The organism is Pseudomonas sp. Irchel 3E13 (genome assembly GCF_900187455.1).
Classification (GTDB): Bacteria; Pseudomonadota; Gammaproteobacteria; order Pseudomonadales; family Pseudomonadaceae; genus Aquipseudomonas.
This window is the reverse complement of the sequence record NZ_FYDX01000001.1, coordinates 286,880-312,043: the sequence shown is the minus strand read 5'-3', so window position 1 is coordinate 312,043 and position 25,164 is coordinate 286,880. Positions and strand designations below refer to the sequence as shown.

Genomic DNA, 25,164 nt, shown 5'->3' with positions numbered 1-25,164 from the left:
GATTCACGTGCTCTGCTTCAAACGAACCCGCCTCGCTGACTGAGTCGAGGGTGTTCGTTGTCGGCTGACCTCGTCAACAGGCAGCCATTCGAGTCGATGCCCTGGTCTGCATATCGCTGATTTCACCTGGCGGGACGGTTGTCGCCTGCCCGAAACAGACTGCGGCATTACTTTATTTCGGCACATGGTTTTCGCAAGGATGAGCAACCCAATGGCGCTATTCGTTCAAAAGCCCATTTTCTGGAATACCCGCCAGTACACCGCGCCTTCCGGTGCGCCCGGCACCGGTGGTTATCCCAAGGAACATGGTTATGGACAGGAAGAATGGAACAACGCTGCGCGGATGATCGTGACCCGCGACGGGCTGCGTTATCGGGTGTTTCATACCGGTGCTCTGGGCGCCGCACCGCTGGAGCGGCATGCGGGCCGTATTTTCATTTTCATGACTGCGTCGCACAACGGCATCCAGCAACTGGTCGGCGTGGCCGGGAACGCAACGTCGCTGCTGCATGAGCCGCAGCGGGTGCAACGTGATGCGATCGTCAAGGAGCTGTCGTTGCATGAGCTTTGGAAAGAGGCCTGGAGCGTGCCTCGGGTCCGGCGTAATTACCGCAATGATCCGCGGCTGTTCCTCAAGCGTTGGCGAAACGACCTCAACCGCATGCCAAGCTGGATATGCCCTGAGGAGTTGTTCTGGTGGTTCGATGAACCGGTGACCCTCGATCCCTGGGCAATCACCGGCAAGCGTCGATTGCTGGGTATGTTCAGCAGCTACACCGAGCTGGATACCACCATGCTGGAGCGCCTGCTCGATGCCATTCCCGTCGCGCAGCGCCAGGAACAGTGGGAACGGCTCAACCACGCCATCCAGCGTTCCTTGACCGAGGCGGCGCTGGCGGAAGAGGTTGCGCAAGGCAATGCGGCGTTTTCGCCGGGTACCGTGAGCCTGCGGGCGCGCCGTGGGCAGAACAAATTTCGCGAGAACCTGATGCGCATCTGGGGCAATGCCTGTGCCGTGACCGGCGTCGCCTGCCGGGAGGTCTTGAGGGCGTCCCATGTGAAACCCTGGTCGGAGTCCACGCCGCGGCAGCGAATCGACGGGCATAACGGTTTGCTGCTGTCGGCGAACCTTGATGCGCTGTTTGATCGTGGGCTGATTACCTTCGATGAGTACGGCCAGATGCAGATCTCCGCGCGCCTTGATGCAGCGCACCGGCAGGCGCTTGGGCTGCCGCGCCCGCTGCGGTTTCTGCCGAAGGAGATGCTGGATTATTTGCGGTATCACCAGCAGCATGTGTTTCGCCATTGAGGGATGGCGGCACTGTGTATGCGCCCGTGCAGATGCCGCACAGCCCCTACCGAACCCTTTCTTCCACCTGTCGAGTACAAACCATGCTGATTGTGTTCAGCGGACTCCCGGGAACGGGCAAGACTACGATTGCCAAGCGCCTCACGTCCAGATTGGGCGCGGTCTATCTGCGGGTCGACTCGATCGAACAGGCGATCCGTCGCTCGGGAATAACGGACGTTGGCGTCAGTGGATACGCCGTGGCCAATGACCTGGCGCTGGGCAATCTGCGCCTTGGCCATTCGGTGGTGGTGGACTGCGTGAACCCGGTCCGCGAAAGCCGCGAAGCCTGGAGCGCAATCGCCGCACAGGCTGGTGTGGTTCTGCTGAATGTCCAGGTGGTGTGTACAGACCAAGAAGAACACCGTCGCCGCGTGGAGCACCGCGAAGTCGATGTGCCGGGGCTGGTGCCGCCAGATTGGGCGGCGGTGCTGAGGCATGAATACGAACCGTGGCAAGACGCCGTGTTCACGCTAGACACGGCGCGGGTTTCGGCGGAGGCGGCGGTTGATCTGATCACGAAACAGGGGCATGCTGGCTTTTTGATTTCATTGGCGCTGAAAGCGCGGGGACGATAGCTTCCCTGTTCGCCTGAAGCACTGCTGTTGCTCAACGGCATAAGGGACTGTCGCCGGGCTACCTGCCTTTCCCTGTGTCATCACGATCATGGTTGAGGGGAGGGGGCTTATGCCGGCTGCAGCGGTTGCGACGTATCTTGGAAACAGTGTGGGGCAGCAGTTCCTGTGGGAAGCGAGCAAGACGAGGTTGCTCAACGATTGTCTTTCCGCGCCACCGGTCGCGCGTCCGGCCTACAGCCTCAGTTGCTATGAGTTGCCGTTTTACGCGGCACGCCAGACCGGGGTAACGGACCTGGCCTGCGATGCCGTGGCACAAGGGCTGTTCGCGCTTATGCAGGGTCGACCCGTGCCGGCCACCGCATTCGTAGGTGGGTTGCGCTCCTACAACAACTACGGCTTGTGGCAGTACATCTGGTGGCAGAACCTGCCGCTGGCCGGCGATTTTGTGTTTTTCAGCGGCCCAGGCGCCAAGTACATGGCGCATGTGGCGATTGCGACGGGAGTCGGCTACGACACGGTGTCCTTCGGTCACAACGGTCTGGGCGGCGGCGGTGCTCAGGCATTGCAAGTCGCAAACCTGACCGTCGCCCAGATTTTCGCGCTGAACCCCCAACTGACTTCGGCGCATTTCTTTACGCCGACCTGGTAACGGGCGCTGTTGCTGAACGTACCCGCGGTTACGGCGCCAACGTCGCGTTATCAATCACGAACCGGTACTTCACCTCACCCTTGAGCATCCGTTCGTAGCTGTCGTTGATCTGGTCCGCGCGGACCAGTTCGATGTCGGCGACGATTTTGTGTTCGGCGCAGAAGTCGAGCATTTCCTGGGTCTCCGGGATGCCGCCGATCATCGAGCCGGCGATGGCGCGGCGTTTCATGATCAGGTTGAACACGTTCGGCGACGGGTGGCTGGTGGCCGGGGCGCCGACCAGGGCCAGGGTGCCGTCGCGCTTGAGCAGGACGAGGAAGGCATCCAGGTCGTGGGGCGCGGCGACGGTGTTGAGGATCAGGTCGAAGGACTTGCCGTGGGCAGCCATTTCCGCGGCATTGCGCGAGACCACCACTTCGTCCGCGCCCAGTTCGAAGGCCGCTTCGCGCTTGGACTCGGAGGTGGTGAAGGCGACCACGTGGGCGCCCATGGCGTGGGCCAGCTTGATGCCCATGTGGCCGAGGCCGCCGATGCCGACCACGCCGACCTTCTTGCCAGGCCCCGCACCCCAGTTGCGCAGCGGCGAGTAGGTAGTGATGCCGGCGCAAAGCAGTGGAGCGACGGCCGCAAGCTGTTCTTCCGGGTGGGTAATGCGCAGGACGTAGCGTTCGTGGACGACGATCTGTTGCGAGTAGCCGCCGAGGGTCCAGCCGGGTGCGTCCGGGGTCGGGAAGTTGTAGGTGCCGATCATGCCGTCGCAGTAGTTTTCCAGGCCGTCGTCGCAGTCGGCGCAGTGTTTGCAACTGTCGACGATGCAGCCGATGCCCACCAGGTCGCCGGGCTTGAAGCCGCTGACATGGGCGCCGACGTGGGTGACGCGCCCGACGATTTCATGGCCGGGCACGCACGGGTACTGGGTGCCTGCCCATTCGGAGCGGACCTGGTGCAGGTCGGAGTGGCAGATGCCGCAGAAGGCGATATCGATCTGCACGTCGTGGGCACCGGGCTCGCGACGGGTGATGGTCAGCGGTTCCAGTGGTTTGTCGCTGGCGTGGGCGCCGTAGGCGATGACTTGCATGAAAGAACTCCTTGGAGGGGCTGAAGACAGGTTCATGTTCCGCGCGAAGCGGCGCGCGCCGGTAACCCATTTCGACCGCGTTCTTGCCTGATCCTCGCAATCAGCCCTTGAGCGCGGCCTCGATGGTAGCGATGTCGATCTTGCCCATCTGCATCATGGCTTCGAAGGCCCGTTTGGCCGCGGCCCGATCCGGGCTGGCGATGGCGGTGGTGAGGATGCGCGGGGTGATCTGCCAGGAAATGCCCCATTTGTCCCGGCACCAGCCGCAGGCGCTGGCCTCGCCGCCGTGGCCAATGATGGCGTTCCACAGGCGGTCGGTTTCGGCCTGGTCGTCGGTGGCGACCTGGAAGGAAAAGGCTTCGTTGTGGGTGAAGACGGGACCGCCGTTGAGGCCCAGGCAGGGGAGGCCCATGACGGTGAATTCCACGGTGATCACATCGCCTTGCTTGCCCGAAGGGTAATCGCCGGGGGCTTCGTGCACGGCGGTGACGGCGCTGTCCGGGAAGGTGGCGGCGTAGAAGGTGGCGGCCTCCAGGGCGTCGTGGTCGTACCAGAGGCAGATAGTGTTCTTGGCGGTCATGGCGGCGGCTCCCGAGTCGTGAAGACTGAGTCTAGACCCTGGGTGAAGGTTGCAGAGGCGCCCCCCGACCGAGCCGGATTTACAGTGAGGCGTCAAAAAACGCCGGTTTGATTTTGCCTCTCAACGTCACGAAGTTCTCGCCGACGAATCCGAGGAACACCAGCGCATCGAAAACCACGCGCAGTGTGCCGGTTTTTATGTCGAGCATCTCGATCAGGTCTTGTTGTTGCAAGATGGTTGTTTTCAACTCTCTGATGGTTTCTTTCAGTTCTTTCAAATAGGCGTCGAATGCGAGTTCATTTGCGTCCTCAAGAGCGTAGGTTTTGAGTTCAAGCTCGAATTCGGTTGTGCTGCGCGTGCCGTTTTCGGACTTGAGCTTTTCCGCCAAGGCCTGGACCTCCTCGGTAAGCCTCTTGATTGTCTGTTCTTTGTGCGCTTGAAAACGAATCAGCGTGGTCTCCAGGTCGAGTTGCGTGATCTTGTGTGACGACTCTTCGATCACTTGCTTGGAGTTCGCGTAAGTCCGTTTTGACTCCTCGTCCAGAACGTACTGAAACGGCAGGCTCTCGGCATAAGGCGGGGGCTCCACGCCGGTATCCGCGAAGGGGTTGCTGACGAAGCCGACCCTCGCCGATGGCGACAGCGCACCCATGTCCCTGAAGTACTTGACCGCGTGATACATGTTCAGGGCATTGGGCCGGAAATGACCGCTGTGGGCATGCACCAGGGTGATCTTGCCTTCTACCACGATCAGTTCGCCGGCGGCCTTGGCGAACTTGCCGACAAACGAAGAGTGGGCAATCTGATCGGTCTTGTTGAGGTGGTTGAACAGGTAGACCGTGCCGTCGAGCCCGACGACAAAGGCCGCGATCCCAGCCTTGTCATGGGAGCTGTAGTTATGGGTCGAGACCGGCTTCCCGGTCGTGACGCTCTGGACCACACCGTCGGCAATGCGATAGGCGTAGCGCTGAACCTGGGTTTCACTAAAACGGATGGTGTTGCCCATGTCGCGGTTGAAGTTGCCAAGCGTGATCGCCAGGAGTTTTCCGTCCTTGAAGCCATCGCTCATGATCTTCCAGTAATCAGGCACCGGTTCTCTCCTTGATTCAGCGCTATGCACGGCAAGCGGAAGTGGGCAACGCAGGCGGGGACCTCGCCGCGCGAGGAAATCATAGCCTAATGCTACCGCCTGTCGATGACCGCTCAGGTGCCGCTCAGGTCGCCACCCGCGACGTCGAGCCGATCACCGCCTCCAGCACGCTGAAATCGATCCAGTCGCGCACATCGAAATGCCGCGGAATGAACTGCCAGCGGTAGAGGAAATCGGTGAAGTCCTGCAAGGCCGTGATCGAGCGGCTGTCGAGGGTGGTGCGCAGGCGCCGGTGGGCGTCCTCGCCGTAGGCCGCCGCCACCCAGTACTCGCTGGTGTTCAGTTCGCGGGCCAGGTAGCGCCGGGTTTCATCCGGGTTGGCCCAGGCCCATTGCTCGGTGCGCAGCAGCACATCGACGATGCGTTTACACGCGCCGAAATGCTCGTTCAGCAGGTTGATGTCCACGGTCAGCGTGCGTGGCGTGCCGTTGTTGGCGCGGATCAGCGGGTCGGGGTGCGAGCCGGTGTCGATCACCACGTGCAGGCCCAGTTCGTAGGCCAGTTGCAGGGCCGAGGCGCCCTTGAGGAAGATCGCGTCGATATCGCCGCGCAGCAGGCCGATCAGTTCGTTGTTGCGCCGGCTGATGCGGGTGCCGCCCAGGTAGACGGCGGCGCCATGCACATGGGTGACCTGTTCGTCGCTGTGGGTGCCGCCGTAGGGGTAGTCCACCAATTCGACATCGGCCACGTTCAGGCCTTCCAGGCGCAGGGCGTTTTCCAGCCCGCGCAGGGCCTGGGCGCGGGTGAAGTCGATTTGCACGTTGGCCCATTTCGGCAGGCCGAAGCGGCGGTTCTTCAGGTCGCGGACGGTTTTCACCCCGCTTTCGGCGGTGGTCAGGATCAACTGCACTTCATCCGCCCAGCTTAGGCCGAGCACCCGCGTATCGACCCCGGCCGAGTAGGCCCAAATGGCCGGAATGTTGCCGCCGTGGCGGACCGAGTTGGGCAGGTGATGGTCGTAGTGCGCTTCACGCACCTCCCGTTCGCTGGATTCGCGCAGCGACTGGATCGAGGTGCCCAGCGGGGCGAAAGCTTCGGCCAGGCGGCCGGTCTGCACGGCGATGCCGAGGCCGGTGGGCACCGGGCTATGGGTGTACCAGAGGGTATCGAGGGGTTTGCTCATGTGCGGATCTGGTCCTTGAAAAGTGGCCGGTTATCCGGCCAGTGGTGTATTCGGCCCGTCCTGGTGGGCGTGCGCTCAGGCGCTGGCCTTGAGCGCGTCGGGTTTGCGCTCGCGCAGCAGTGGCAGCACTTCCTGGCCGATGCGTAGGGCTTCTTCCAGGTGGGGGTTGCCGGCCAGGATGAAGGTCGAGAAACCGGCGTCGCGGTACTCGGCCAGGCGCTCGGCGATGTTCTGGTGGCTGCCCACCAGACCGACGGTCGGGCCGGGCTTGGCCTTGGCGAAACCGGCCCAGAGGTTCGGCCCGAGGATCAGGTCGTCGAAGCGCTGGATATTCTGGTGGTAGGCGGTCTGGCGCGCCGCGCCGACCGAGTCGCTGGCGCGGGTGAAGGCGCTGGAGACCACGCTGGGCTTGCCTTCGATCCGCTCGAACTGGCGGCGCAGGTCGGCCCAGGCGGCTTCTTCGGTTTCCCGGGCGAAGAGGTCCACGCGCAGGCCGAAGCGCACGCTGCGGCCCTGTTTGTCCGCCAGCTCGCGTACCCGCTCGATGTGCGGTTTGAGCTGGTCCACCGGCTCGGCCCAGTTCAAATAGACATCGGCGTGACGCGCGGCGACGTCCAGCGCCGGGTCGGAGAACCCGGAGAAATACACCCCCGGCTTGCGCTCGTTGCCGAGGCCCGGCGGCAGCGCGCCGTTTTCCAGTTGGTAGACCTCGCCGTCGTAGCTGAAGCGCTCGTTGCTCCACAGGCCCTGGATGATGTCGAGGAATTCGCCGGTGCGTTTGTAGCGCTGGTCGTGGTCGAGGTAGTCGCCCTGGGCGCGCTGGCTGGCCGGGTTGCCGCCGGTGATGATGTTCCAGTCCAGGCGGCCGTGGCTCAGGTGTTGGAGAATCGCCGCCTGCTGCGCGGCGTAAGCGGGCAGGGTCCAGGTGGCCTGGAAGGCGATCAGAAAGCGCAGGCGCCGGGTTTCCCGGGCCAGCGCCGCGGCGACGATCCACGGCTCCGGCCCGGTGGGCAGCAGCGCGCCTTCGAAGCCGGCCAGTTCGGCGGCCTTCGCCACCTGGGCGATGTAGTCGATGTAGGTGAAACCGTCCGGCGTGCCGTCGGCCAGCAGCCCCGGTGCGATATGCCCGTGACGGCCGACGAAACTGCCGCGGTTGTGCTTGTCGGTGGTCAGTTGCGGGCCATCGGTGCCCAGTGGCAGACGCCAGAAGAATTCGGTGCTCATGGCAGGTCCTCAGTGGATGTTGGAAGGGTGGTGCAACCGGCGTGCCACGGTGGCTGCCGGGCCCTTATCGCTGGCAGGCCAGCGCCCACGGGGCCGGCGTTTACAAGGCTTTGTGGGAGCTGGCTTGCCAGCGATGAGGCCCGAACAGGCGACCCCATACCTGACGGGCTGCTGCCTGAGCAGCACCCGACAAGCAGCCGCTGTAGCCGATGCAACATCAGCTCTCCACCAACTCGCCGCGCTGCTCATAACTGCGATACAGCGCCGCATACGCGCCATTCGCCTCCAGCAACTGGCGGTGCGCGCCTTGCTCCTGCACCTGGCCCTGGCGGATCACCACGATGCGGTCGGCGTCGCGGATGGTCGCCAGGCGGTGGGCGATGATGATCGCCGTGCGGCCTTCGCAAAGCCGGCGCAGGGCGCGCTGGATGCGCCGTTCGGTATGCACGTCGACCGCCGAGGTGGCTTCGTCCAGCACCAGCACCGCCGGGTTGGCCAGGTAGGCGCGGACCAGGCACACCAGTTGCCGCTGGCCATGGCTGAGGTGGCTGCCGAGGCTGCCGACCTGGGTCGCGTATTGATGGGGCAGGCGCTCCAGCACTTCGTCGGCGCCCAGTTCCCGCGCCGCGGCGATCAGGCTCGCATCGTCGGCGCCGGGGGCGGCCAGGCGCAGGTTGTCGAGGATGCTGCCGGCGAACAGCACGTTGTCCTGCAGCACCACGCCGACATGCCGGCGCAGTTGCTGCTGGCTCAACTGGCGAATGTCCACGCCGTCGAGTTTCACCGCGCCTTCGTCGACCTCGTAGAACCGCGTCAGCAACTGCACCAGGGTGCTTTTGCCATGCCCGGACGGGCCGACGATGGCCAGCACTTCGCCGGCGCGGATGCGCAGGTCGAGGTTGTCGATCACCGGTTGCGCGGCCCCGGGCTGATAGGCGAAGCGGACCCGTTCGAAATGCACCTCTCCCTGCACCCGCGGCAACGGCAGCGGGTTCTGCGGGTCGAGAATCTGCGGCGCGGTGTCCAGCAGCAGGAAGATCCGCTGCGCCGAAGCCGAGCCGGTGGCATAGCGCTCGAACAGGTCGGTGAGTTCCTGCAGCGGACCGAGGAACAGCATCACGTAGAACAGGCTTTCGCCGACCTGGCCCACGGTCACCGTGCCCTCGGCCAGCGAATAACCGCCCACCAGCACCAACACCGCCATGCCGGTGGCGGAGAGCAGCGCGGTGAACGGGGCGAACCAGCCGGAGCGGATGCTGCCGGTGATCAGGGCGTTGTTGAAGTCGTCCAGCAGGCCGCGATAGCGCTGCTGGTTTTCGCCTTCGCGGCCGCTCTGCTGCAACAGGCGCACGCCGCTGACGCTTTCCACCAGGTGGGCGGTAAAGCGGCTGCGCTGCTCGGCGACTTTCGCCCAGTTGCGCTGGGCCACGCGCTTGAACGCCCAGGTGGCGATAAACAACAGCGGCACGCTGGCGATCAGGCTGAAGAAGAACAACGGCGTGATCAGCCACAGCATCAGTCCCGCCAGGGTGCAGCGCAGCAGGGCGCCGAGCAGTTCCGGCGGACCCTGGATCAGCAGCGGTTCAAGGGCGTCCACGTCACGGTCGGCCCGCGACAGGATGCGCCCGGCGCGGGTGCGGTCGAAGTAGCCGACGCTGAGCGACTGGACATGGGCGAACACCCGCACCCGCAACTGGTTGAGCACTTCGATGGCGGCGCTGCCGGCGATGTACTGCGACAGCCCGCCGAGCAGAATGCGCCCCAGCCAACTGGCGGCCAGCCCGGCGCCGAGCCAGAGCACCAGCGGCAGGTCGAGCAGCCAGGCGTTGCCGTCGTGGACCAGGCCGCGGTCGAGCAGTTCGCGGACGAACCACGGGCGGAGGAACACAGTGAACACCAGGATCAGCTCCAGGCCGATCACCCAGGCGACCTGGCGCCGCACCGGTTTGAGCAGCGGCAGCAGGCGTTGCAGCATGCCGCGGTCGAGGGACTTCTTGGCCAGGCGCTCTTCGATCTCGATGTCGCTCATGGCCGTGTTGGTCGTGGTCTTACTCATGGTCGATCCCCAGCAGGTCGCGGTAGGCCGGGTTGCGGCGTTGCAGTTCGGCGTGCGGGCCGCTGTCGACGATGCGGCCCTGGTCGAGCAGCAACACCCGGTCGGCGCGCTGCACGGTGCTGGCTTTGCTGGCGATCAGCAGCAGGGTCGGGCCGCCAGGACGGCGCAGATGGTCCAGCACATGGCGTTCGCTGATGGCGTCGAGGGCGCTGGTGGCGTCGTCGAGACACAGCAGGTCCGGCGCGGCGAGCAGCGCGCGGGCCAGGCACAGGCGCTGGCGCTGGCCGCCGGAGAGGGTGACGCCACGGTCGCCCAGCGGACTGTCGAGGCCCAGCGGCAGGCGTTCGAGAATGTCGTCGGCGGCGGCGCGGTGCAGGGCGTCCAGCAGTTCGGCGTCGCTGGCCTCGGGCGCGCTCAGGCGCAGGTTGGCGGCCAGGGTGTCGGCGAACAGGAAGCTTTCTTGCGGCAACACGTGCACGCGACGGCGCAGGTCGGCCAGGTCCAGCGCGCGCACGTCCTGCCAGCCACCGGCCTGGTTGCCGATCAGCACCCGGCCGCTGCCGGCGTCGGTCAACCGCGGCAGCAGGCTGGCCAGCAGGCTTTTGCCGGTGCCGGTGGCGCCGACCAGCGCCACCACTTCACCCGGCGCCAGGAGCAATGAGCACTGGCGCAGAATGTCGCGCTCGCTGCCAGGCGCGCTGACGTTGACCTCTTCCAGTTGCAGCCCCAGCGGCCCTTCGGGCAAGCGCCGCGGGCCGCTTTCGATCTGCGTCGGGGCGTCCAGCAATTGCCAGATGCGCCCGGCCGAGGCGCGGGCATCGGCGAAGGTCTGCATCACCCGGCCGATGCCTTCGATGCGGAACACCAGCGTCGTGGCGATCAGCAGCGAGGTCACCAGTTCGCCGATGCCGATCTTGTTGGCGGCCACCAGTTGCGCGCCGACCACCAGGATCCACACATGCCCCAGCGCCACCAGCGCCTGCGGCAGTGGAATCCGCGAACTGGCCCAGGCCAGTGCCTGGCGGGCCAGCCCGGAAAACTGTCGAACCTGTTCGGTAAAACCGTCGATGCGCTGCTGTTGCAGGCCGAACGACTTGATCACCCGCACCGCGCCGATGCCTTCGGCGAGGTCCTGATTGACCCGGTCATAGGCGGCGCCAACCGCCCGGTCCAGCTCCACCAGACGCTCGGTCTGCAACACGAACAGGTACAGCCCGAGCAGGGTCAGCAGCAACGGGCCGACCGCCAGCAGCGGGTGATACCAGGCCAGCAGGCCGACCGTGGCCAGCACCACCAGCGGGGTTTCCACCAGTTGCCGCCAGAAACTCACCAGGGCGTCGCGGACCTTGTCGGCGTCGCGGGTGGTGCGGGTGACGATCTCGCCCATGCCGTGCTGCCAGTGATAGCCCAGGTGCAAACGCAGGACCTGTTCGAGGATGCGCTCGCGCAGGCGCGTGAGCAGTGCCTGGCCGAGGATCAGCGAGCCAAGCCCGGCGGCGTATTGCAGCACGGCGCGGCCGAAGGCGACGGCGAGGATCAGCCAGAACCAGGTCCAGGCGACATGGCTGTCGAGGCTGCCATCGGCCTGGCGCTGTACAGCGACGCCATTGGTGACATCGTTGAGGGCGTGGCCGATCAGCCATTGCTGCCAGACCAGGCCCAGGTTGATAAAGACGAACAGCCCGGCGACCAGGGCGAAACGCCAGGGCATCTCGCGGTAGATCGCCAGGCTGCGCAGCAGCGGATGTCGATGGCTCATGAACGGCTCGAAACAGGATGAAGAAGCGCGCGGGTGCCGTCACCGGTTGCCCGCGCAATGGGTTCAGCGGCTGGCACCGGCCTTCTGCTTGGCGGTGAGGATCGCGGTGTACTCGCCGGGATCGACGCCGTTGAGGTAGTAGTTGCCGACGTGGTGCAGGCGCCAGCGGATCGGGTCATGGGTGGTGTGGACCCGGGCGTTGCGCCAGAAGCGGTCGAGGTTCCATTTGCTCAGGGACGCGCTGGCGCCGAGCAGCGAGAAGATGTCGCTGGAAATCTTCAGCGAGGCACCGTCGGAGTGGGCGCGGGCGGTGGCCACGCTGAGGATGAGTTCGTCCTGCAGCTCCTTGTTTTCCGGGTCGCGCTCATGGGCGTCGAACACCCGCGCGGCGTCGCGCAGCAGCGATTCGGCGGCGCGCAGGGCGACCGCGTATTCGCCGATCTGGCGAATGATGTGCGGCTCGTCGCTGGCCCGTTCGACCTCGCTCTCGACCCACGGCCGGGCGTGCTGGTTGAGGTAGTCGATGCCGGCCTGCAACGCGCCGGCGGCGATGCCGGTGTCGATGGCGGCGTGGAGGATCTGCGGGAAGGTCAGGCCGGTGCGTTTCATCGGGCCCTGGCGGCGCAGCACGTAGCGCTCGTCCAGCTCGATATTGTCGAAGCGCACGGTGCCGCTCACCGAGTTGTGCTGGCCAAAGGCGTCCCAATCGTCGACCAGGGTCAGGCCGGGGGTGTCGCGGTGCAGCAGCACGCCGGCACCACCGTCGTCACTGGCGGCGGTCAGCGAAATCCACTCGGCCAGGTACGAACCGGTGGAGTAGAACTTGCTGCCGTTGAGCACCAGCACACCGTCCTCGCGGCGTTCGACGCGGGTCTTCAGGGCGAACTTGTTCTTGCCGCCAACCTCGGCCAGGGCATTGCCCAGGCGCTTGCCGGCGAGCACGTCGCTGATCAGGCGCTGGCGTACTTCGTCCGGGTAGCCGCTGAGCACGCCACGCAGCATGACGTTGTGGATTTGCAGCAACTGGCCGACGCCGCCGTCGGCGCGGGAAATGATCCGCACGGTCTCGACGATGGTTTCCACCGAGGCGCCGAGGCCGCCGTCGGCACGCGGCACGCCGATGGCGGTCAGGCCGCTTTCGGACAGCAGTTCGGCCTGGCGGCGCGGCAGGGTGCGGTTGTGTTGCGGGTCGGCGGCGATCGCGGCGATGTGCTCGGCGATCTCATGGGCGACGGTAATGGCCTGGGCTTCGCTTTCCAGGCGGCGGGGCAGGGTAGTCACGATTAACGCTTCCTTGAATGAACAGGTGCGTGGACTGGAGCAGGTTCTGTGCCATCAGCCCGCAGCCCTTGTGCGGCGTGGCTTGCAGTGAAAGTGGCGGGAGCGGCTGCTGCTCCAGCAGCAGTCGGCGGGTGGTTGTTGCTCAGGCAGCAGCAGGTCCGTTGCGCGGGTGTTGCCAGATCAGCAGTCGGTCCTGGGTGTCATGAGTAAACGCCAATGAAATCAACGGTTTGATGAGTTGGCACGGGCGCTGCAATGACACTGGCAAAGGCCACCCGGCCCATTCGATCCGCTTGATGGAGTCTGTTCATGTCACTTGCCGCCGCTCTTGCCTCCACTCAGCCGTTGCCCGCCGCAACGTCCCTGGAGCAACTCTGGTTCACCCGCTGCCCGGTGCCGACCGCCTCGGGCATCGCCTACACCCTGGGCTGGCTCGGCGAGGAATTCGCCGCCGAAGGCCTGCCGGTGCTGACCCTGCAGGAAGCCCGCCAGTTGGGCCATCACCACTACGATCATCAATTGCCCGGCCTGTTTCGCGAGGGCGGCAACGTCCCGGCCCTGGCCGCCCGCGCCGCCGGCTCGCCGAGCCGCCTGATCGGCCTGACCTGGATCGAGGAATGGCAGACCATCCTGGTCCGTCCCGGCTCCGGCATCCGCAGCGCCGCCGACCTCAAGGGCAGGCGCCTGGCCCTGCCGGCCTGGGGTGAGAACCGTCCCGGCAGCATCGCCCGGGCCATGAGCTTGCACGGTTACAAGGGCGCATTGAGCTCGGCCGGCCTCAGCTTCGACGACGTCAGCCTGGTGGAAGTGGCACTGGCCGACCAGGCCGCGGCGCCGACCCCGGAACAGGGCCTGCAACGCCTGTGGTCGGGCCTGGATTATCTGGTGCGCGGCGAAGTGGACGCGGTCTACGTCAAGGGCGCTTCCGCCGCCGACGCCGCCCGCCGCCTGGGCCTGGAAGTGGGCATCGACCTCGACCAACTGGAGCCGCGCTTCCGCATCAACAACGGCACGCCACGGCCGATCACCGTGCACCAGAGCCTGCTGGACGACCACTTCGACCTGGTGGTGCGTTTCCTCGCCCAGACCCTGCGCGCCGCCGAATGGGCCAAGGACAACCGCGAAGGCCTGCTGCGCATTCTCCAGGACGAAACCCGCGCCGGCGCCGAGGGCGTCGACGAAGCCTACCGCGGCGACTTCCACACCACCCTGGAACCGGACCTGTCCGAGCAGCGCCTGGCCTTCCTCGATGTGCAAAAAACCTTTCTCAACCTGCACGGCTTCCTCGAAGCCGACTTTGCCCTGGCCGATTGGGTCGACCCGCGTCCACTGCAAGCTGCCCATGAACTGTTGGCCGAGCGCACGAAGCGCGTCTGAAGGAGCAAGACCATGACCGTATTGACCACTGAACACCTGATCGATGCCGAACTGAAAGCCTTCGTCGACCAGGTCACGCACCTGGCCGGCGAGGCCTTCCGCGTCTACCGCGAAACCAACACCATCACCGCCAACGGCACCGTCGGCTTTATCGAACGCGTGCCGGGCCGCGACCTGCTGGTGTCGGTGAACTACCCGGGCCCGTGGAAAAAGGACCAGCCGCTGAAAGCCAGCGTCACCGACTTCGCCGGCAACCTGGTGTTCGGCCAGGGCAAGGGCGGCCTCAACCGCTACACCCGCCTGTTTATCGAACAACCGAAGATCACCACCGTGTCCCACGTGCACAGCCCGTACCTCGGCGCCTGGGCGCAAACCCAGCGTTCGCTGCCGATCAGCTATGTGCCGGTGCAGCGCTTCCAGTTGGCCCGCGAACTGCCGGTGTACATCGACCGCCGTCAGGACGAAGTGGATTTCATCCTCGACAGCCTCGCCGAAAACCCGTTCACCACCGCCATCCTCGAAGCCAACGGCGGCTCCACCGTGTGGGGCACCGAGGGCCTGCAGGCCACCGCCGAATTCATCCTGCTGCTGGAGGAGGGCGCGCAACTGCAACTGCTCGCCGAAGCCCTCGGCGGTTCCCGCGCCTACGGCCCGGGCGTGCTGACCCAGCAATGGACCATGAGCAAGCTGCTCGGCCAGGCCCGTGAACTCGGCCTGGTTCCACCGAACGACAGCCCGCGCGCATAAGGACATCCGATCATGGCAGTAAAGATTCTCTGGTACCTCACCAGCCCCGATGGCCCGTATCCGTGGGAAGAAAAGGGCCGCTGGGTGACTGATTTCTCCCACCTCAAGCAACTGGCGGTGGCCGCTGACCGCCTGGGTTACTACGGCTCGCTGCTGGGCTCCAGCCCCAATGAAAGCCTGACCGTGGCCGCCTCGCTGATCGACGCCACCGAGCGCCTGCGCTTCCTGGTTGCGCAGCATCCCGGCGAAGTCTCGCCGGCGGTGCTGGCCAAGTGGGCGCTGACCTTCGACGCGTTCTCCGGCGGTCGCCTGCTGTTCAACGTGGTCAACGGCAGCGACGCTGGCCTGGCGACCCTCGGCGTGCATTATCCGCACGACGAGCGCTACCAGTTCAGCCTGGAATACTGGCGCGCCTTCCAGAACATCTACGCCGGCGGCACCGAGGGTTTCGACGGTCAGTACGTCAAGCTGGCGCCGCGTCCGGCCGCGGCGGCGCGGCATCCGCTGGGTGGCTGGCATCCGCCGAAGCGCCTGTCGGTGCCGCTGTGGGGCGCCGGCACCTCCGGCCCGGGCGTGGCCCATTCGGTGCAACTGCTTGACGTCTACCTGAGCTTCGCCGACACCCCGCCGAAGCTGGGCGACAAGTTCCGCCGCGTCGGTGCCGAAGCGGCCAAGCTCGGTCGCGAGCTGACCTACGGCACGCGCTTCCAGATCATCGTCCGCGAGACCGAGGAAGAAGCCTGGGCCCACGCCCAGAAACTGTTGGACAACACCTCGCTGGCAACCACCCGCGCCGCCCTCGAACGGCAACTGCCGGCGGGCCAGACCCTGGACAGTTTCCACAGCGACGACCCGCGCATCGAAGCCAACCTGCAAGCGATCCGCGAAGGCCGCCTGCCCAAGGCCCGCGACCTGGAGATCTACCCCAACGTCTGGACCGGGCCGAGCCTGTTCGGCTTCAACCTGCTGGGACCGGCTGCCGGCACTTACCTGGTGGGCAGCGCCGAGCAGGTCGCCGAACGGATTCGCGAATACGAAGCCCAAGGCACCAGCGCCTTCATTCTTTCCGGCTTCCCGCTGATCGATGAGGCGCACCGGGTCGCCGACCTGCTGTTCCCCTTGCTTGACCTGGACCACGGCTTCGAGGTCCCGCGCCTCAACGCCCGCACCATCGCTGAAACGGCCGCCCAACCGGCCTGAGGAATGACCCATGCCCAACGAATTTTCCCGCCGGATCTTCCTCGGCAACAGCCTGACCATCGGTGGCGGCCTGCTCCTCGGCTCCAGCCTGCTGACCGGCTGCGGAGGCGGTGAACCCGCCGCCGTGGCCGGCGCCAAGGCCATCGCCAGCACCCCGGTGCGTGGCGGACGGCTGCGCGTCGGCATCATCGACGGCGACCAGGCCGGCAACCTCGACGCGCACAAGCCGTCCGGCGGCGGGATCATTCGCGGCTGGGCGCTGTACAGCAAATTCTGGGAATGGAACGACGACGTCAGCACCCGCCTGGGCCTGGCCGAGTTCGCCGAGCCCAACGCCGACGCCACGGCCTGGACCATCCGCATCCGTCCGGGCCTGGAATTCCATCACGGCAAGACCATCACCGCCGATGACATGCTGTTCTCGATCCTGCGCCTGACCGACCCGAAGCTGGCCTCGCCGTACGCCGGGCTGGTCGGCGCCATCGACCGCCAGGCCCTGCGCAAGCTGGACGAGCGCACCATCGAAATCCGCTTCAAGGAAGGCCGCAGCTTCTTCCCGCTGGACGAAACCCTGATCGCCTTCGGCGGCATCGTGCCGACCGACTACGACCCGAACAACCCGGTGGGCGCCGGGCCGTATCGCCTGAAGCGCTTCGTGCCGGGCCAGCGCGCGCTGTTCACCCGTTTCGAAAACTACTTCAAGCCCAACCAGCCTTACGCTGACGAGCTGGAAATCATCGAATTCAAGGACCAGGTGTCGCGGGTCGCGGCCCTGCGTGCCGGGCAGATCGACGTCGCCAGTGGCGTGCAGGCCGAGCACAGCGCCTTGCTCAAGGCCGACCCGCGCCTGCAACTGGTGGTCTCGCCGACCACCTCGTTCACCGGTTTCAACCTCAACACCGCCAAGGCACCGTTCCAGGACGAGCGCGTGCGCCAGGCCTTCCGCTTGCTGGCCGACCGCCAAGAGCTGGTAGACCGTGGCCTCAACGGTTTCGGCCGGGTCGCCAACGACCTGTATTCGCCCAACGACCCGACCTACAACCACGCCATCGCCCAGCGCCCCTATGACCTGGAACAGGCCCGTTCGCTGCTGCGCCAGGCCGGCGTCAGCGACCTGCGCCTGGAACTGACCACCACCGCCAACGAGGTCAATGCCGCGCTGGTGTTCGCCCAACAAGCGAAGAAGGCCGGGGTGGAAATCAAGGTCACGCCGGTGGACGGCTCGGTGTTCAACGGTCCGCAGAAAGAGCAGTGGCTGATGTCGCCGGGCTCCACCCCGGCGCGCGGCTTCCTCGCCACCGGCCTGCACAACGACGCGCCGCTGGCGATCTACAACCGCAGCAACTTCCGCGACGAGCGCTTCTCGCAATTGTTCACCCAGGCCCTCGGCCAGCCCGACCTGGCCAAGCGCCGCGAGCTGGTGCACGAAGCGCAGACCATCCAGCACCAGCGCGGCGGCCTGCTGATCTGGGGCTTCAGTGACGTGCTCGATGCCGCCTCGAACAAGGTCGGCGGCCTGCACGGCGAACAGACCACCTTTGCCTCCTGGCGCTTTGACAGCCTGTGGTTGAACCATGCCTGATCGCCTGAAAATTTCCCGTTTGCCTGCCTGGCTGCCGTGGTTCGTTGGCCGCCTCGGTTATGGCCTGCTCACCGCCTGGGTCATCAGCCTGGTGGTGTTCCTCGCCACCCAGGCGCTGCCGTCGGACCCGGCGCGGGTCATCCTCGGCCCCGACGCGCCGCTGGAAAGCATCCTCACCCTGCGCCAGCAACTGGGCCTCGACCGGCCGATCCTGCTGCAATACCTGAGCTGGCTGGCCCAGTTGCTGCGCGGCGACCTCGGTGTGTCGCTGGACTCGGCGCAGCCGGTGGCGACCATTCTCTTCGACCGCTTCGGCAATACCCTGGCGCTGCTGCTGGGGGTGTTGCTGCTGGTGCTGCCGCTGGCGCTGGTGATCGGCGTCGGCCTGGCCCTGCGCCGCGACAGCCGCCTGGACCGCTGGGGCCTGGCGGCATTGATCGTGCTCAAGGCCACGCCCGGTTACCTGCTGGCCATCGGTCTGGTGCTGCTGTTCTCGATGCCGCACTTCGACCTGCTGCCGGCGGTGTCGCTGATCGACCCGGACCGGCCGTTGTGGCGGCAACTGCATTACCTCGCGCTGCCGGTGATCGCCCTCAGCCTGACGGCGCTGCCGTACCTGGCGCGGCTGGTGCGCGCCTCGATGATCGAGACGCTGGAGTCCGACTTCGTCGGCGCCGCCCGCCTGCGCGGTGTGCCGGAACGGCGCATCGTCTGGCGCCACACCTTGCCCAACGCACTGGTGCCGGCGATCCAGGGCGTGGCCCTGACCCTGCGCGTACTGATCGGCGGCGCGCTGCTGGCGGAAGTGGTGTTCAGCTACCCCGGCATCGGCACCTTGCTCAACAGCGCGATCCAGATGCGCGACCTGCCGCTGATCCAGGGCGTGGTGCTGGTCGTCACCCTCGGCGTGGTGCTGATCAACCTGCTGGCCGACCTGCTGACCGTCTTGCTGACCCCGAAACTGCGTACCGCGCGCCGCCCCGGACTGATCGCCCGCAACCGCCGTGGCATCCAGAGCTGGTGGCGGCGTCCGGCGGCGAAAGCCCCTTGAAAGGAGTAGAGCATGTTCACTGCACGATTCTGGCGTGAGCCGAGCATTCGCCGCGGCGCCCTGGTGACCCTGGCGGTGGTGCTGCTGGCGCTGTTCGGCCCGTGGCTGGCGCCCCATGCGCCGACCGATATGCTCGGCGGCGTGTACGGCGCGCCCACCGCCGCGGCGCCGCTGGGCCACGATTTCCTTGGCCACGACGTGCTGTCGCGGCTGCTCGCCGGCGGCCTGTCGATTCTCTGGATGTCGCTGGCCGCCGCCAGCCTGGCGCTGGTGGTGGGCAGCGTGCTGGGCATGCTCGCCGGCCTGTCGCGGCAGCGCCTGGACCAGATCATCACCTGGCTGGCGGATGTCTGGCTGGCTTTTCCCGACCTGATCCTGGTGCTGCTGATCGTCTCCATGCTCGGCCGCGCGCCGTGGCTGATCGTCCTCACCGTAGCCATTGCCTTTATCCCCGGCGTGATCCGCCTGGCCCGCGGCAGCGCGGTGTCGGTGGCCAGCCAGGAGTTCGTCGAGGCGGCGCAGATGATGGGTTTTTCCCGCACCCGCATCCTCTTGCGCGAGATTCTGCCGAATGTCCTGACGCCGCTGCTGGTGCACTTCGGCAACATGCTCACCTGGGGCATCGGCATGCTCTCGGGCCTGAGCTTCCTCGGCTACGGCGTCGCCCCGCCGGCGGCGGACTGGGGCCTGATGATCAATGAAAACCAGGCGGGCCTGCTGGTCCAGCCCTGGGCCGTATTGGCCCCGGCGCTGCTGATCGCGGTGTTCGCCTATGGCACCAACTTGCTGGCCGAAGGCATTGCCCGGTACAGCGCGGGAGCGCGCTCATGAATGCATTCGTCCTGTCCGAACCGGTGCAGACCGGCGCCAGCGCCGATGAGGCCCGTGTGGCGGCCTTGCAGGTCGAGGGCCTGCGGGTCGACCTCGACAACGGCAGCGATGTGATCGACCACATCGACTTCAGCCTTGAACCTGGGGAAATCCTCGGTCTGGTGGGCGAGTCGGGTTCCGGCAAGACCACCCTCGCCACCGCCTTGCTCGCCCACGCCCGCCGTGGCGCGCGGATCAGCGGCGGGCGGGTGCGGGTCGCCGGCACCGACTTCCTCGCCCTCGACGGCGAAGGCTTGCGCCGTGCCCGTGGCGGGCTGATCGGTTATGTCGCCCAGGACCCGGCGCTGGCCCTGAACCCGGCGATCCGCATCGGCAACCTGCTGCTGGAAACCCTGCGCGCCCACGAACCCACGCTGGGCCGCGAGGCCTGGGAACAACGCCTGCAACAGACGCTGGTGGATGTCGGCCTGCCGGGCGACCGCGAATTTCTCCGGCGTTTCGCCCACCAACTGTCGGGCGGCCAGCAGCAGCGGGTGATGCTGGCGCTGGCGTTCATTCTCCGGCCGAAACTGATCGTGCTCGACGAGCCGACCACCGCGCTGGACGTCGGCACCCGCGCGCACATCCTGCAAACCGTGCGGCGGTTGTGCAAAGAGCAGGGCGTGGCGGCGGTGTACGTGTCCCACGACCTCGGCGTCATCAAGGACCTGGTGGACCGGGTGATGGTCATGTACGCCGGGCGCATCGTCGAAGTCGCCAGCCGCGAACGGCTGTTCGAGCGGCCCGGCCATCCGTACACCCTCGGCTTGCTCGCGGCGATTCCCGAAGTCGGACGCCAGCGTGTGCTGCGCGCCATCGCCGGGCACGCGCCGGCGCCGGGGCAGCGTCCGGGTGGTTGCGCCTTCGCGGCGCGCTGCGAGCGGCGCAGTGCCGCCTGCGAGCGGGCCGAACCGGCGTTGCAAGCGCTGGACGGCACCCAACAGGTAGCGTGCCTGCACCCGCAACTGACCGCGCTGCCCGAGGCGGAAAGCGCCGCGCCGCGGCTGTTTGTCGAAGGACGCACGCCGTTGCTGGAACTGCGCGAATTGAACCTGACCTATGACCGCCAGGTGCTGTTCGACCTGGACCTGCAGGTGTACCGCGGCGAATGCCTGGCGGTGGTGGGTGAGTCCGGCTCGGGCAAGACCAGCCTGGCGCGGACCCTGGCCGGCCTCGGCGACAACGCCACCGGCCACTTGAGTTTCGACGGCCAGCCGCTGAGCCTGCTGGCGCGCCAGCGTCCCTCGGCGACGCGGCACCGGATCCAGTACATCTTCCAGAACCCGTACCGCGCATTGAACCCGCGCCAGACCGTCGCCCAATGCCTGCAAGCGCCGCTGGAACATTTCTTCGGCCTCAAGGGCGCCGCCTGCCGGGCCCGCATCGATGCCGCGCTGACGCGGGTGGCGCTGCCGCTGGAAACCGCGAACAAATACCCGCATCACCTGTCTGGCGGCGAGCGCCAGCGCGTCGCGATTGCGCGGGCGCTGGTCTGCGAGCCTGAAGTGCTGATCTGCGACGAAGTCACCTCGGCCCTCGACGTTTCAGTGCAGGCCGCGATCCTTGCGCTGCTGCGCGAATTGCAGGCGGAAGGCATGACCCTGGTGTTCGTCACCCACGACCTCGGCGTGGTGCGGGCGATTGCCGACCGCATCGTGGTGGTCAAGGAAGGCCGGATCATCGAGGCCGGCGCCAGTGGGGACGTGCTGGACCGCCCGCAGACGGGGTATGTGAAAGGGTTGGTGGAGCAGGCGATGTTTTTGCGGTAGGTGTGCCGACAGATCTTTAGCGTTCTCTAGATAGAGCGCCGCGCGGGCGGCGAATCGCGAGCAAGCTCGCTCCTACATTCGTTGCAACGTGCCATGGCCTGTCAGAAGGGTGTTGCCCGCCTTTGGCGTTTGGCGATGAATCGCTGGGAGGCTGTCGTACAAACAAGGCAGTCAACCATGGCCTGGCAGACATAGGCACGTTACAACCAATGTAGGAGCGAGCTTGCTCGCGATGCGCCGCGCGGGCGGCGCTCGATCTGGAGAACGCTGAAAGCCTGTCGACTAGCACCTGTCCGCGATTCCCCGTTCCCCTGACTAGCGCCTCAAGTCCAGGACCAGTGCACCACCAACGCACGAATTCCCCTACATGCGCCATTCTGGCCCGCAATGTGCACTTACACCTTCCATCGATTACTGATCGATCGATCAGGTCTGCGCGACGGCCCGCAACCCGCGCCCGTGCAGACGTTCTTTAACCGCCGCGTCTGCCTGGGACTGCATGCCAGCCCCAATAAACGCGGTGTTTGTCGGAACCGCTGGAATGTCCCTACCCGAACAGCTTCCGCCCGCGAATTCCACCGCAGGCTGGAGCGCCGAGCTGATGCTGCGCTTCGTTGAACGAGGCGGTAAGACCTGTATTGGTGCGCGGCGTCATTTCGGACCTCTTTTGGTGCAAAGACCCTTCTACCCCGAGGGCGCACCGTGCCACGTTTATGTGCTGCACCCGCCCGGCGGCGTGGTGGGCGGCGACCGTCTGACCCTCGACGTGCACCTGGAATCCGGCAGCCACGCGCTGTTGACCATGCCCGGTGCCACCAAGTTTTATCGCAGCGCCGGCCCCGTTTCGGTGCTCAAGCAGCATTTCCACCTCGCCGAAGGCAGCACCCTGGAGTGGCTGCCTCAAGGCAATATCTGCTTCGACGGCGCCCGGCTCAGCCTGGAAAGCCGCTTCACCCTGGCGCCCGGTGCGCGTCTGCTGGCCTGGGAAACCCTGTGCCTGGGCCGTCCGGTGATGGGCGAACGTTTCAATCACGGCACGCTGGACAGCCGCCTGTTGATCGACATGCCGGACGATCCCGGCCTGCACGAACGCCTGCGCATCGACGGCGGGCAATTGCACAAGCTCGCCGGTTATCCGCTGCAAGCCACCTTTTGCGCCGCGCCCGCCACTGCCGAGTTGCTGGAACAGGCGCGGGCGCTGCTCGATGAACTCACCGTCCCGGCCGGGGCGACCCTGCTGGGAAAACTGTTGGTGGTCCGCCTGCTGGACCACGACAACCAGCGTCTTCAATCCACACTGGCGCGGCTCTGGCACGCGCTGCGCCCGGCCGTCACCGGCCTGGCGCCGTGCCCGCCGCGTATCTGGGCCACCTGAGAGAGCGACCATGGAGTTGACCCCGAGAGAGAAAGACAAACTGCTGCTGTTCACCGCCGCGCTGCTCGCCGAGCGCCGCCGTGACCGTGGCCTGAAACTCAATTACCCGGAAGCGGTGGCGCTGATCAGCGCGACGGTGATGGAGGGCGCCCGCGACGGGCGCACCGTCGCCGAACTGATGAACCTGGGCCGCGAGGTGCTGACCCGCGAGCAGGTGATGGAGGGCGTGCCCGAGATGATCCACGACGTCCAGGTGGAAGCCACCTTTCCCGACGGGACCAAGCTGGTCACCGTCCATGACCCGATCGTCTGAGCGGCGCAACAGGAGAGCAGGATGATTCCCGGAGAAATACAGGTCGCCGCTGGCGACATCGAGCTCAACGCCGGACGCGAGACGATCAGCGTCAGCGTGGCCAACCACGGCGATCGCCCGGTGCAGGTCGGCTCGCACTATCACTTCTTTGAAGTCAACGACACCCTGGTGTTCGAGCGCGAGGTCACCCGCGGCTATCGCCTGGACATTCCCGCCGGCACCGCCGTGCGCTTCGAACCGGGGCAGTCGCGCAGCGTCACGCTGGTGCCTTACGCCGGCAAGCGCGAAGTCTACGGCTTCCAGGGCAAGGTCATGGGCAAGCTGGAGGCGCGGGTATGAGCCGGATTTCCCGTCGGGCCTACGCCGACATGTTCGGCCCCACCGTGGGCGACCGCGTGCGCCTGGCCGATACCGAGTTGTGGGTGGAGGTCGAGAAGGACTTCACGATTTACGGCGAAGAGGTCAAGTTCGGCGGCGGCAAGGTGATCCGCGACGGCATGGGCCAGGGCCAGATGCTCGCCGCCGAGGCCATGGACCTGGTGCTGACCAACGCGCTGATCATCGACCACTGGGGCATCGTCAAGGCCGATATCGGCGTGAAGAACGGCCGCATCGTCGGCATCGGCAAGGCCGGCAACCCCGATGTGCAACCCGGCGTGACCCTGCCGGTGGGGCCGGGCACCGAAGTGATCGCTGCCGAGGGCAAGATCGTCACCGCGGGCGGCATCGATTCGCACATTCACTTCATCTGCCCGCAGCAGGTGGAAGAAGCGCTGACCTCCGGCATCACCACTTTCATTGGCGGCGGCACCGGCCCGGCCACCGGCACCAACGCCACCACCTGCACGCCCGGTCCCTGGTATCTGGCGCGGATGCTCCAGGCGGCGGACGAACTGCCGATCAATATCGGCCTGCTCGGCAAGGGCAACGCGTCGCGGCCGGAGGCCCTGCGCGAGCAGATCGCCGCCGGCGCGGTGGGGTTGAAACTGCACGAAGACTGGGGCTCGACGCCCGCGGCCATCGACTGCTGCCTGGGCGTGGCCGAGGAAATGGACGTGCAGGTGGCGATCCACACTGACACCCTCAACGAGTCCGGCTGCATCGAGGACACCCTGGCCGCCATCGGCGACCGCACCATCCACACCTTCCACACCGAGGGTGCCGGCGGTGGTCACGCGCCGGACATCATTCGCGCGGCGGGTTTCGCCAACGTGCTGCCGTCGTCCACCAACCCGACCCTGCCGTACACCGTCAACACGGTGGACGAGCACCTCGACATGCTGATGGTCTGTCACCACCTGGACACCAGCATCGCCGAGGACGTGGCGTTCGCCGAATCGCGGATCCGTCGCGAGACCATCGCCGCCGAAGACATCCTGCATGACCTCGGCGCCTTCTCCATGACCTCCTCGGACTCCCAGGCCATGGGCCGGGTCGGCGAAGTGGTGTTGCGCACCTGGCAGGTGGCGCACCAGATGAAACTGCGCCGCGGGCCGCTGGCCGGGGATTCGTCTTACAGCGACAACACCCGGGTCAAGCGCTATATCGCCAAGTACACCATCAACCCGGCGCTGACCCACGGCATCGCCCATGAAGTCGGCTCGCTGGAAGCCGGCAAGCTGGCCGACCTGGTGCTCTGGTCGCCGGCCTTCTTCGGCGTCAAGCCGGCGCTGGTGATCAAGGGCGGGATGATCGCCACGGCGCCGATGGGCGACATCAACGGCTCGATCCCGACGCCGCAGCCGGTGCATTACCGGCCGATGTTCGGCGCGCTCGGCGCTGCGCGGCATGCCACGCGGATGACCTTCCTGTCGAAGGCCGCCCTCGATGGCGGCATCCACGAACAACTGGGCCTGCGCAGCCTGATCGGCCTGGCCCACGGCTGCCGCACGGTACGCAAGGGCGACATGCTGCATAACGGCCTGATGCCCAACATCGAGGTGGATTCGCAGACCTATGAAGTGCGTGCCGATGGCGAGTTGCTGGTGTGCGAGCCGGCCACGATATTGCCCATGGCCCAGCGTTACTTCCTGTTTTAAGCCCAAGGAGAAACC

At 66.2% G+C, this 25,164-nt stretch carries 22 protein-coding genes; 14 read left to right on the top strand and 8 right to left on the bottom strand.

The window, feature by feature from the left end; genetic code table 11:
- Positions 1 to 211: 211 nt before the first annotated feature.
- The 3 genes from CKW37_RS01360 (at position 212) to CKW37_RS01350 (ending at position 2,575) form a co-directional block, all read left to right on the top strand.
- The gene (locus CKW37_RS01360; RefSeq protein ID WP_095153636.1) at positions 212 to 1,309 is read left to right on the top strand and encodes an HNH endonuclease; all 1,098 of its coding nucleotides are present in this window, start codon (positions 212 to 214) and stop codon (positions 1,307 to 1,309) included.
- Between the two features lie 83 nt (positions 1,310 to 1,392).
- Complete coding sequence (locus CKW37_RS01355; RefSeq protein ID WP_095153635.1) at positions 1,393 to 1,926, top strand: AAA family ATPase; 534 nt, start codon at positions 1,393 to 1,395, stop codon at positions 1,924 to 1,926.
- A gap of 109 nt (positions 1,927 to 2,035) precedes the next feature.
- Positions 2,036 to 2,575 carry a hypothetical protein gene (locus CKW37_RS01350; RefSeq protein WP_143501855.1) on the top strand — a complete coding sequence of 180 codons (540 nt, stop codon included), beginning with the start codon at positions 2,036 to 2,038 and terminating at the stop codon, positions 2,573 to 2,575.
- 28 nt (positions 2,576 to 2,603) lie between these two features.
- Here CKW37_RS01350 and CKW37_RS01345 read toward each other — a convergent pair whose 3' ends face one another.
- The 8 genes from CKW37_RS01345 to CKW37_RS01310 form a co-directional block, all read right to left on the bottom strand.
- Positions 2,604 to 3,653: an NAD(P)-dependent alcohol dehydrogenase gene (locus CKW37_RS01345; RefSeq protein ID WP_095153633.1), complete on the bottom strand. Its 1,050-nt coding sequence runs from the start codon at positions 3,651 to 3,653 to the stop codon at positions 2,604 to 2,606.
- A 100-nt stretch (positions 3,654 to 3,753) separates the two neighbouring features.
- On the bottom strand, positions 3,754 to 4,233 hold the full coding sequence (locus CKW37_RS01340; RefSeq protein ID WP_095153632.1) for a VOC family protein: 480 nt from the start codon (positions 4,231 to 4,233) through the stop codon (positions 3,754 to 3,756).
- A gap of 79 nt (positions 4,234 to 4,312) precedes the next feature.
- Positions 4,313 to 5,323 carry a hypothetical protein gene (locus tag CKW37_RS01335; protein ID WP_095153631.1) on the bottom strand — a complete coding sequence of 337 codons (1,011 nt, stop codon included), beginning with the start codon at positions 5,321 to 5,323 and terminating at the stop codon, positions 4,313 to 4,315.
- 124 nt (positions 5,324 to 5,447) lie between these two features.
- On the bottom strand, positions 5,448 to 6,506 hold the full coding sequence (locus tag CKW37_RS01330) for an ABC transporter substrate-binding protein (protein ID WP_095153630.1): 1,059 nt from the start codon (positions 6,504 to 6,506) through the stop codon (positions 5,448 to 5,450).
- Positions 6,507 to 6,581: 75 nt separating this feature from the next.
- Positions 6,582 to 7,730: an LLM class flavin-dependent oxidoreductase gene (locus CKW37_RS01325; RefSeq protein WP_095153629.1), complete on the bottom strand. Its 1,149-nt coding sequence runs from the start codon at positions 7,728 to 7,730 to the stop codon at positions 6,582 to 6,584.
- Positions 7,731 to 7,947: 217 nt separating this feature from the next.
- Positions 7,948 to 9,786 (bottom strand): ABC transporter ATP-binding protein, encoded by a 1,839-nt coding sequence (locus tag CKW37_RS01320; protein WP_095153628.1) that lies wholly within the window; start codon positions 9,784 to 9,786, stop codon positions 7,948 to 7,950.
- Positions 9,779 to 11,545: an ABC transporter ATP-binding protein gene (locus CKW37_RS01315; protein WP_095153627.1), complete on the bottom strand. Its 1,767-nt coding sequence runs from the start codon at positions 11,543 to 11,545 to the stop codon at positions 9,779 to 9,781. The genes CKW37_RS01320 and CKW37_RS01315 overlap by 8 nt, the downstream gene beginning before the upstream one ends.
- 63 nt (positions 11,546 to 11,608) lie before the next feature.
- Complete coding sequence (locus CKW37_RS01310) at positions 11,609 to 12,826, bottom strand: acyl-CoA dehydrogenase family protein (protein ID WP_095153626.1); 1,218 nt, start codon at positions 12,824 to 12,826, stop codon at positions 11,609 to 11,611.
- A 309-nt stretch (positions 12,827 to 13,135) separates the two neighbouring features.
- On the opposite strand from CKW37_RS01310, the gene CKW37_RS01305 reads away from it, so the two are divergent.
- The 11 genes from CKW37_RS01305 to ureC all read left to right on the top strand — a co-directional run bounded on the left by CKW37_RS01305 (position 13,136) and on the right by ureC (position 25,149).
- On the top strand, positions 13,136 to 14,203 hold the full coding sequence (locus CKW37_RS01305; RefSeq protein WP_095153625.1) for an ABC transporter substrate-binding protein: 1,068 nt from the start codon (positions 13,136 to 13,138) through the stop codon (positions 14,201 to 14,203).
- A 12-nt stretch (positions 14,204 to 14,215) separates the two neighbouring features.
- Positions 14,216 to 14,950 (top strand): class II aldolase/adducin family protein, encoded by a 735-nt coding sequence (locus CKW37_RS01300; RefSeq protein ID WP_095153624.1) that lies wholly within the window; start codon positions 14,216 to 14,218, stop codon positions 14,948 to 14,950.
- A gap of 12 nt (positions 14,951 to 14,962) precedes the next feature.
- Positions 14,963 to 16,150, top strand: coding sequence for an LLM class flavin-dependent oxidoreductase (locus tag CKW37_RS01295; RefSeq protein WP_095153623.1), 1,188 nt, complete (start codon positions 14,963 to 14,965; stop codon positions 16,148 to 16,150).
- A 10-nt stretch (positions 16,151 to 16,160) separates the two neighbouring features.
- Positions 16,161 to 17,732, top strand: a complete 1,572-nt coding sequence (locus CKW37_RS01290; RefSeq protein ID WP_095153622.1) for an ABC transporter substrate-binding protein — start codon at positions 16,161 to 16,163, stop codon at positions 17,730 to 17,732.
- Positions 17,725 to 18,783, top strand: a complete 1,059-nt coding sequence (locus tag CKW37_RS01285; RefSeq protein WP_095153621.1) for an ABC transporter permease — start codon at positions 17,725 to 17,727, stop codon at positions 18,781 to 18,783. Before CKW37_RS01290 ends, CKW37_RS01285 begins: the two co-directional genes overlap by 8 nt.
- Positions 18,784 to 18,795: 12 nt before the next feature.
- The gene (locus tag CKW37_RS01280; RefSeq protein ID WP_095153620.1) at positions 18,796 to 19,614 is read left to right on the top strand and encodes an ABC transporter permease; all 819 of its coding nucleotides are present in this window, start codon (positions 18,796 to 18,798) and stop codon (positions 19,612 to 19,614) included.
- Positions 19,611 to 21,422 carry an ABC transporter ATP-binding protein gene (locus CKW37_RS01275; protein ID WP_095153619.1) on the top strand — a complete coding sequence of 604 codons (1,812 nt, stop codon included), beginning with the start codon at positions 19,611 to 19,613 and terminating at the stop codon, positions 21,420 to 21,422. The genes CKW37_RS01280 and CKW37_RS01275 overlap by 4 nt, the downstream gene beginning before the upstream one ends.
- A 541-nt stretch (positions 21,423 to 21,963) precedes the next feature.
- A complete protein-coding gene (locus CKW37_RS01270; RefSeq protein ID WP_095153618.1) occupies positions 21,964 to 22,797 on the top strand; it encodes an urease accessory protein UreD in 834 nt (277 codons plus the stop codon).
- A gap of 10 nt (positions 22,798 to 22,807) precedes the next feature.
- Positions 22,808 to 23,110: an urease subunit gamma gene (locus CKW37_RS01265; protein ID WP_095153617.1), complete on the top strand. Its 303-nt coding sequence runs from the start codon at positions 22,808 to 22,810 to the stop codon at positions 23,108 to 23,110.
- A 21-nt stretch (positions 23,111 to 23,131) separates the two neighbouring features.
- Positions 23,132 to 23,449, top strand: a complete 318-nt coding sequence (locus CKW37_RS01260; protein ID WP_095153616.1) for an urease subunit beta — start codon at positions 23,132 to 23,134, stop codon at positions 23,447 to 23,449.
- Positions 23,446 to 25,149 (top strand): urease subunit alpha, encoded by a 1,704-nt coding sequence (ureC, locus tag CKW37_RS01255; protein ID WP_095153615.1) that lies wholly within the window; start codon positions 23,446 to 23,448, stop codon positions 25,147 to 25,149. Before CKW37_RS01260 ends, ureC begins: the two co-directional genes overlap by 4 nt.
- Positions 25,150 to 25,164 lie beyond the last annotated feature (15 nt).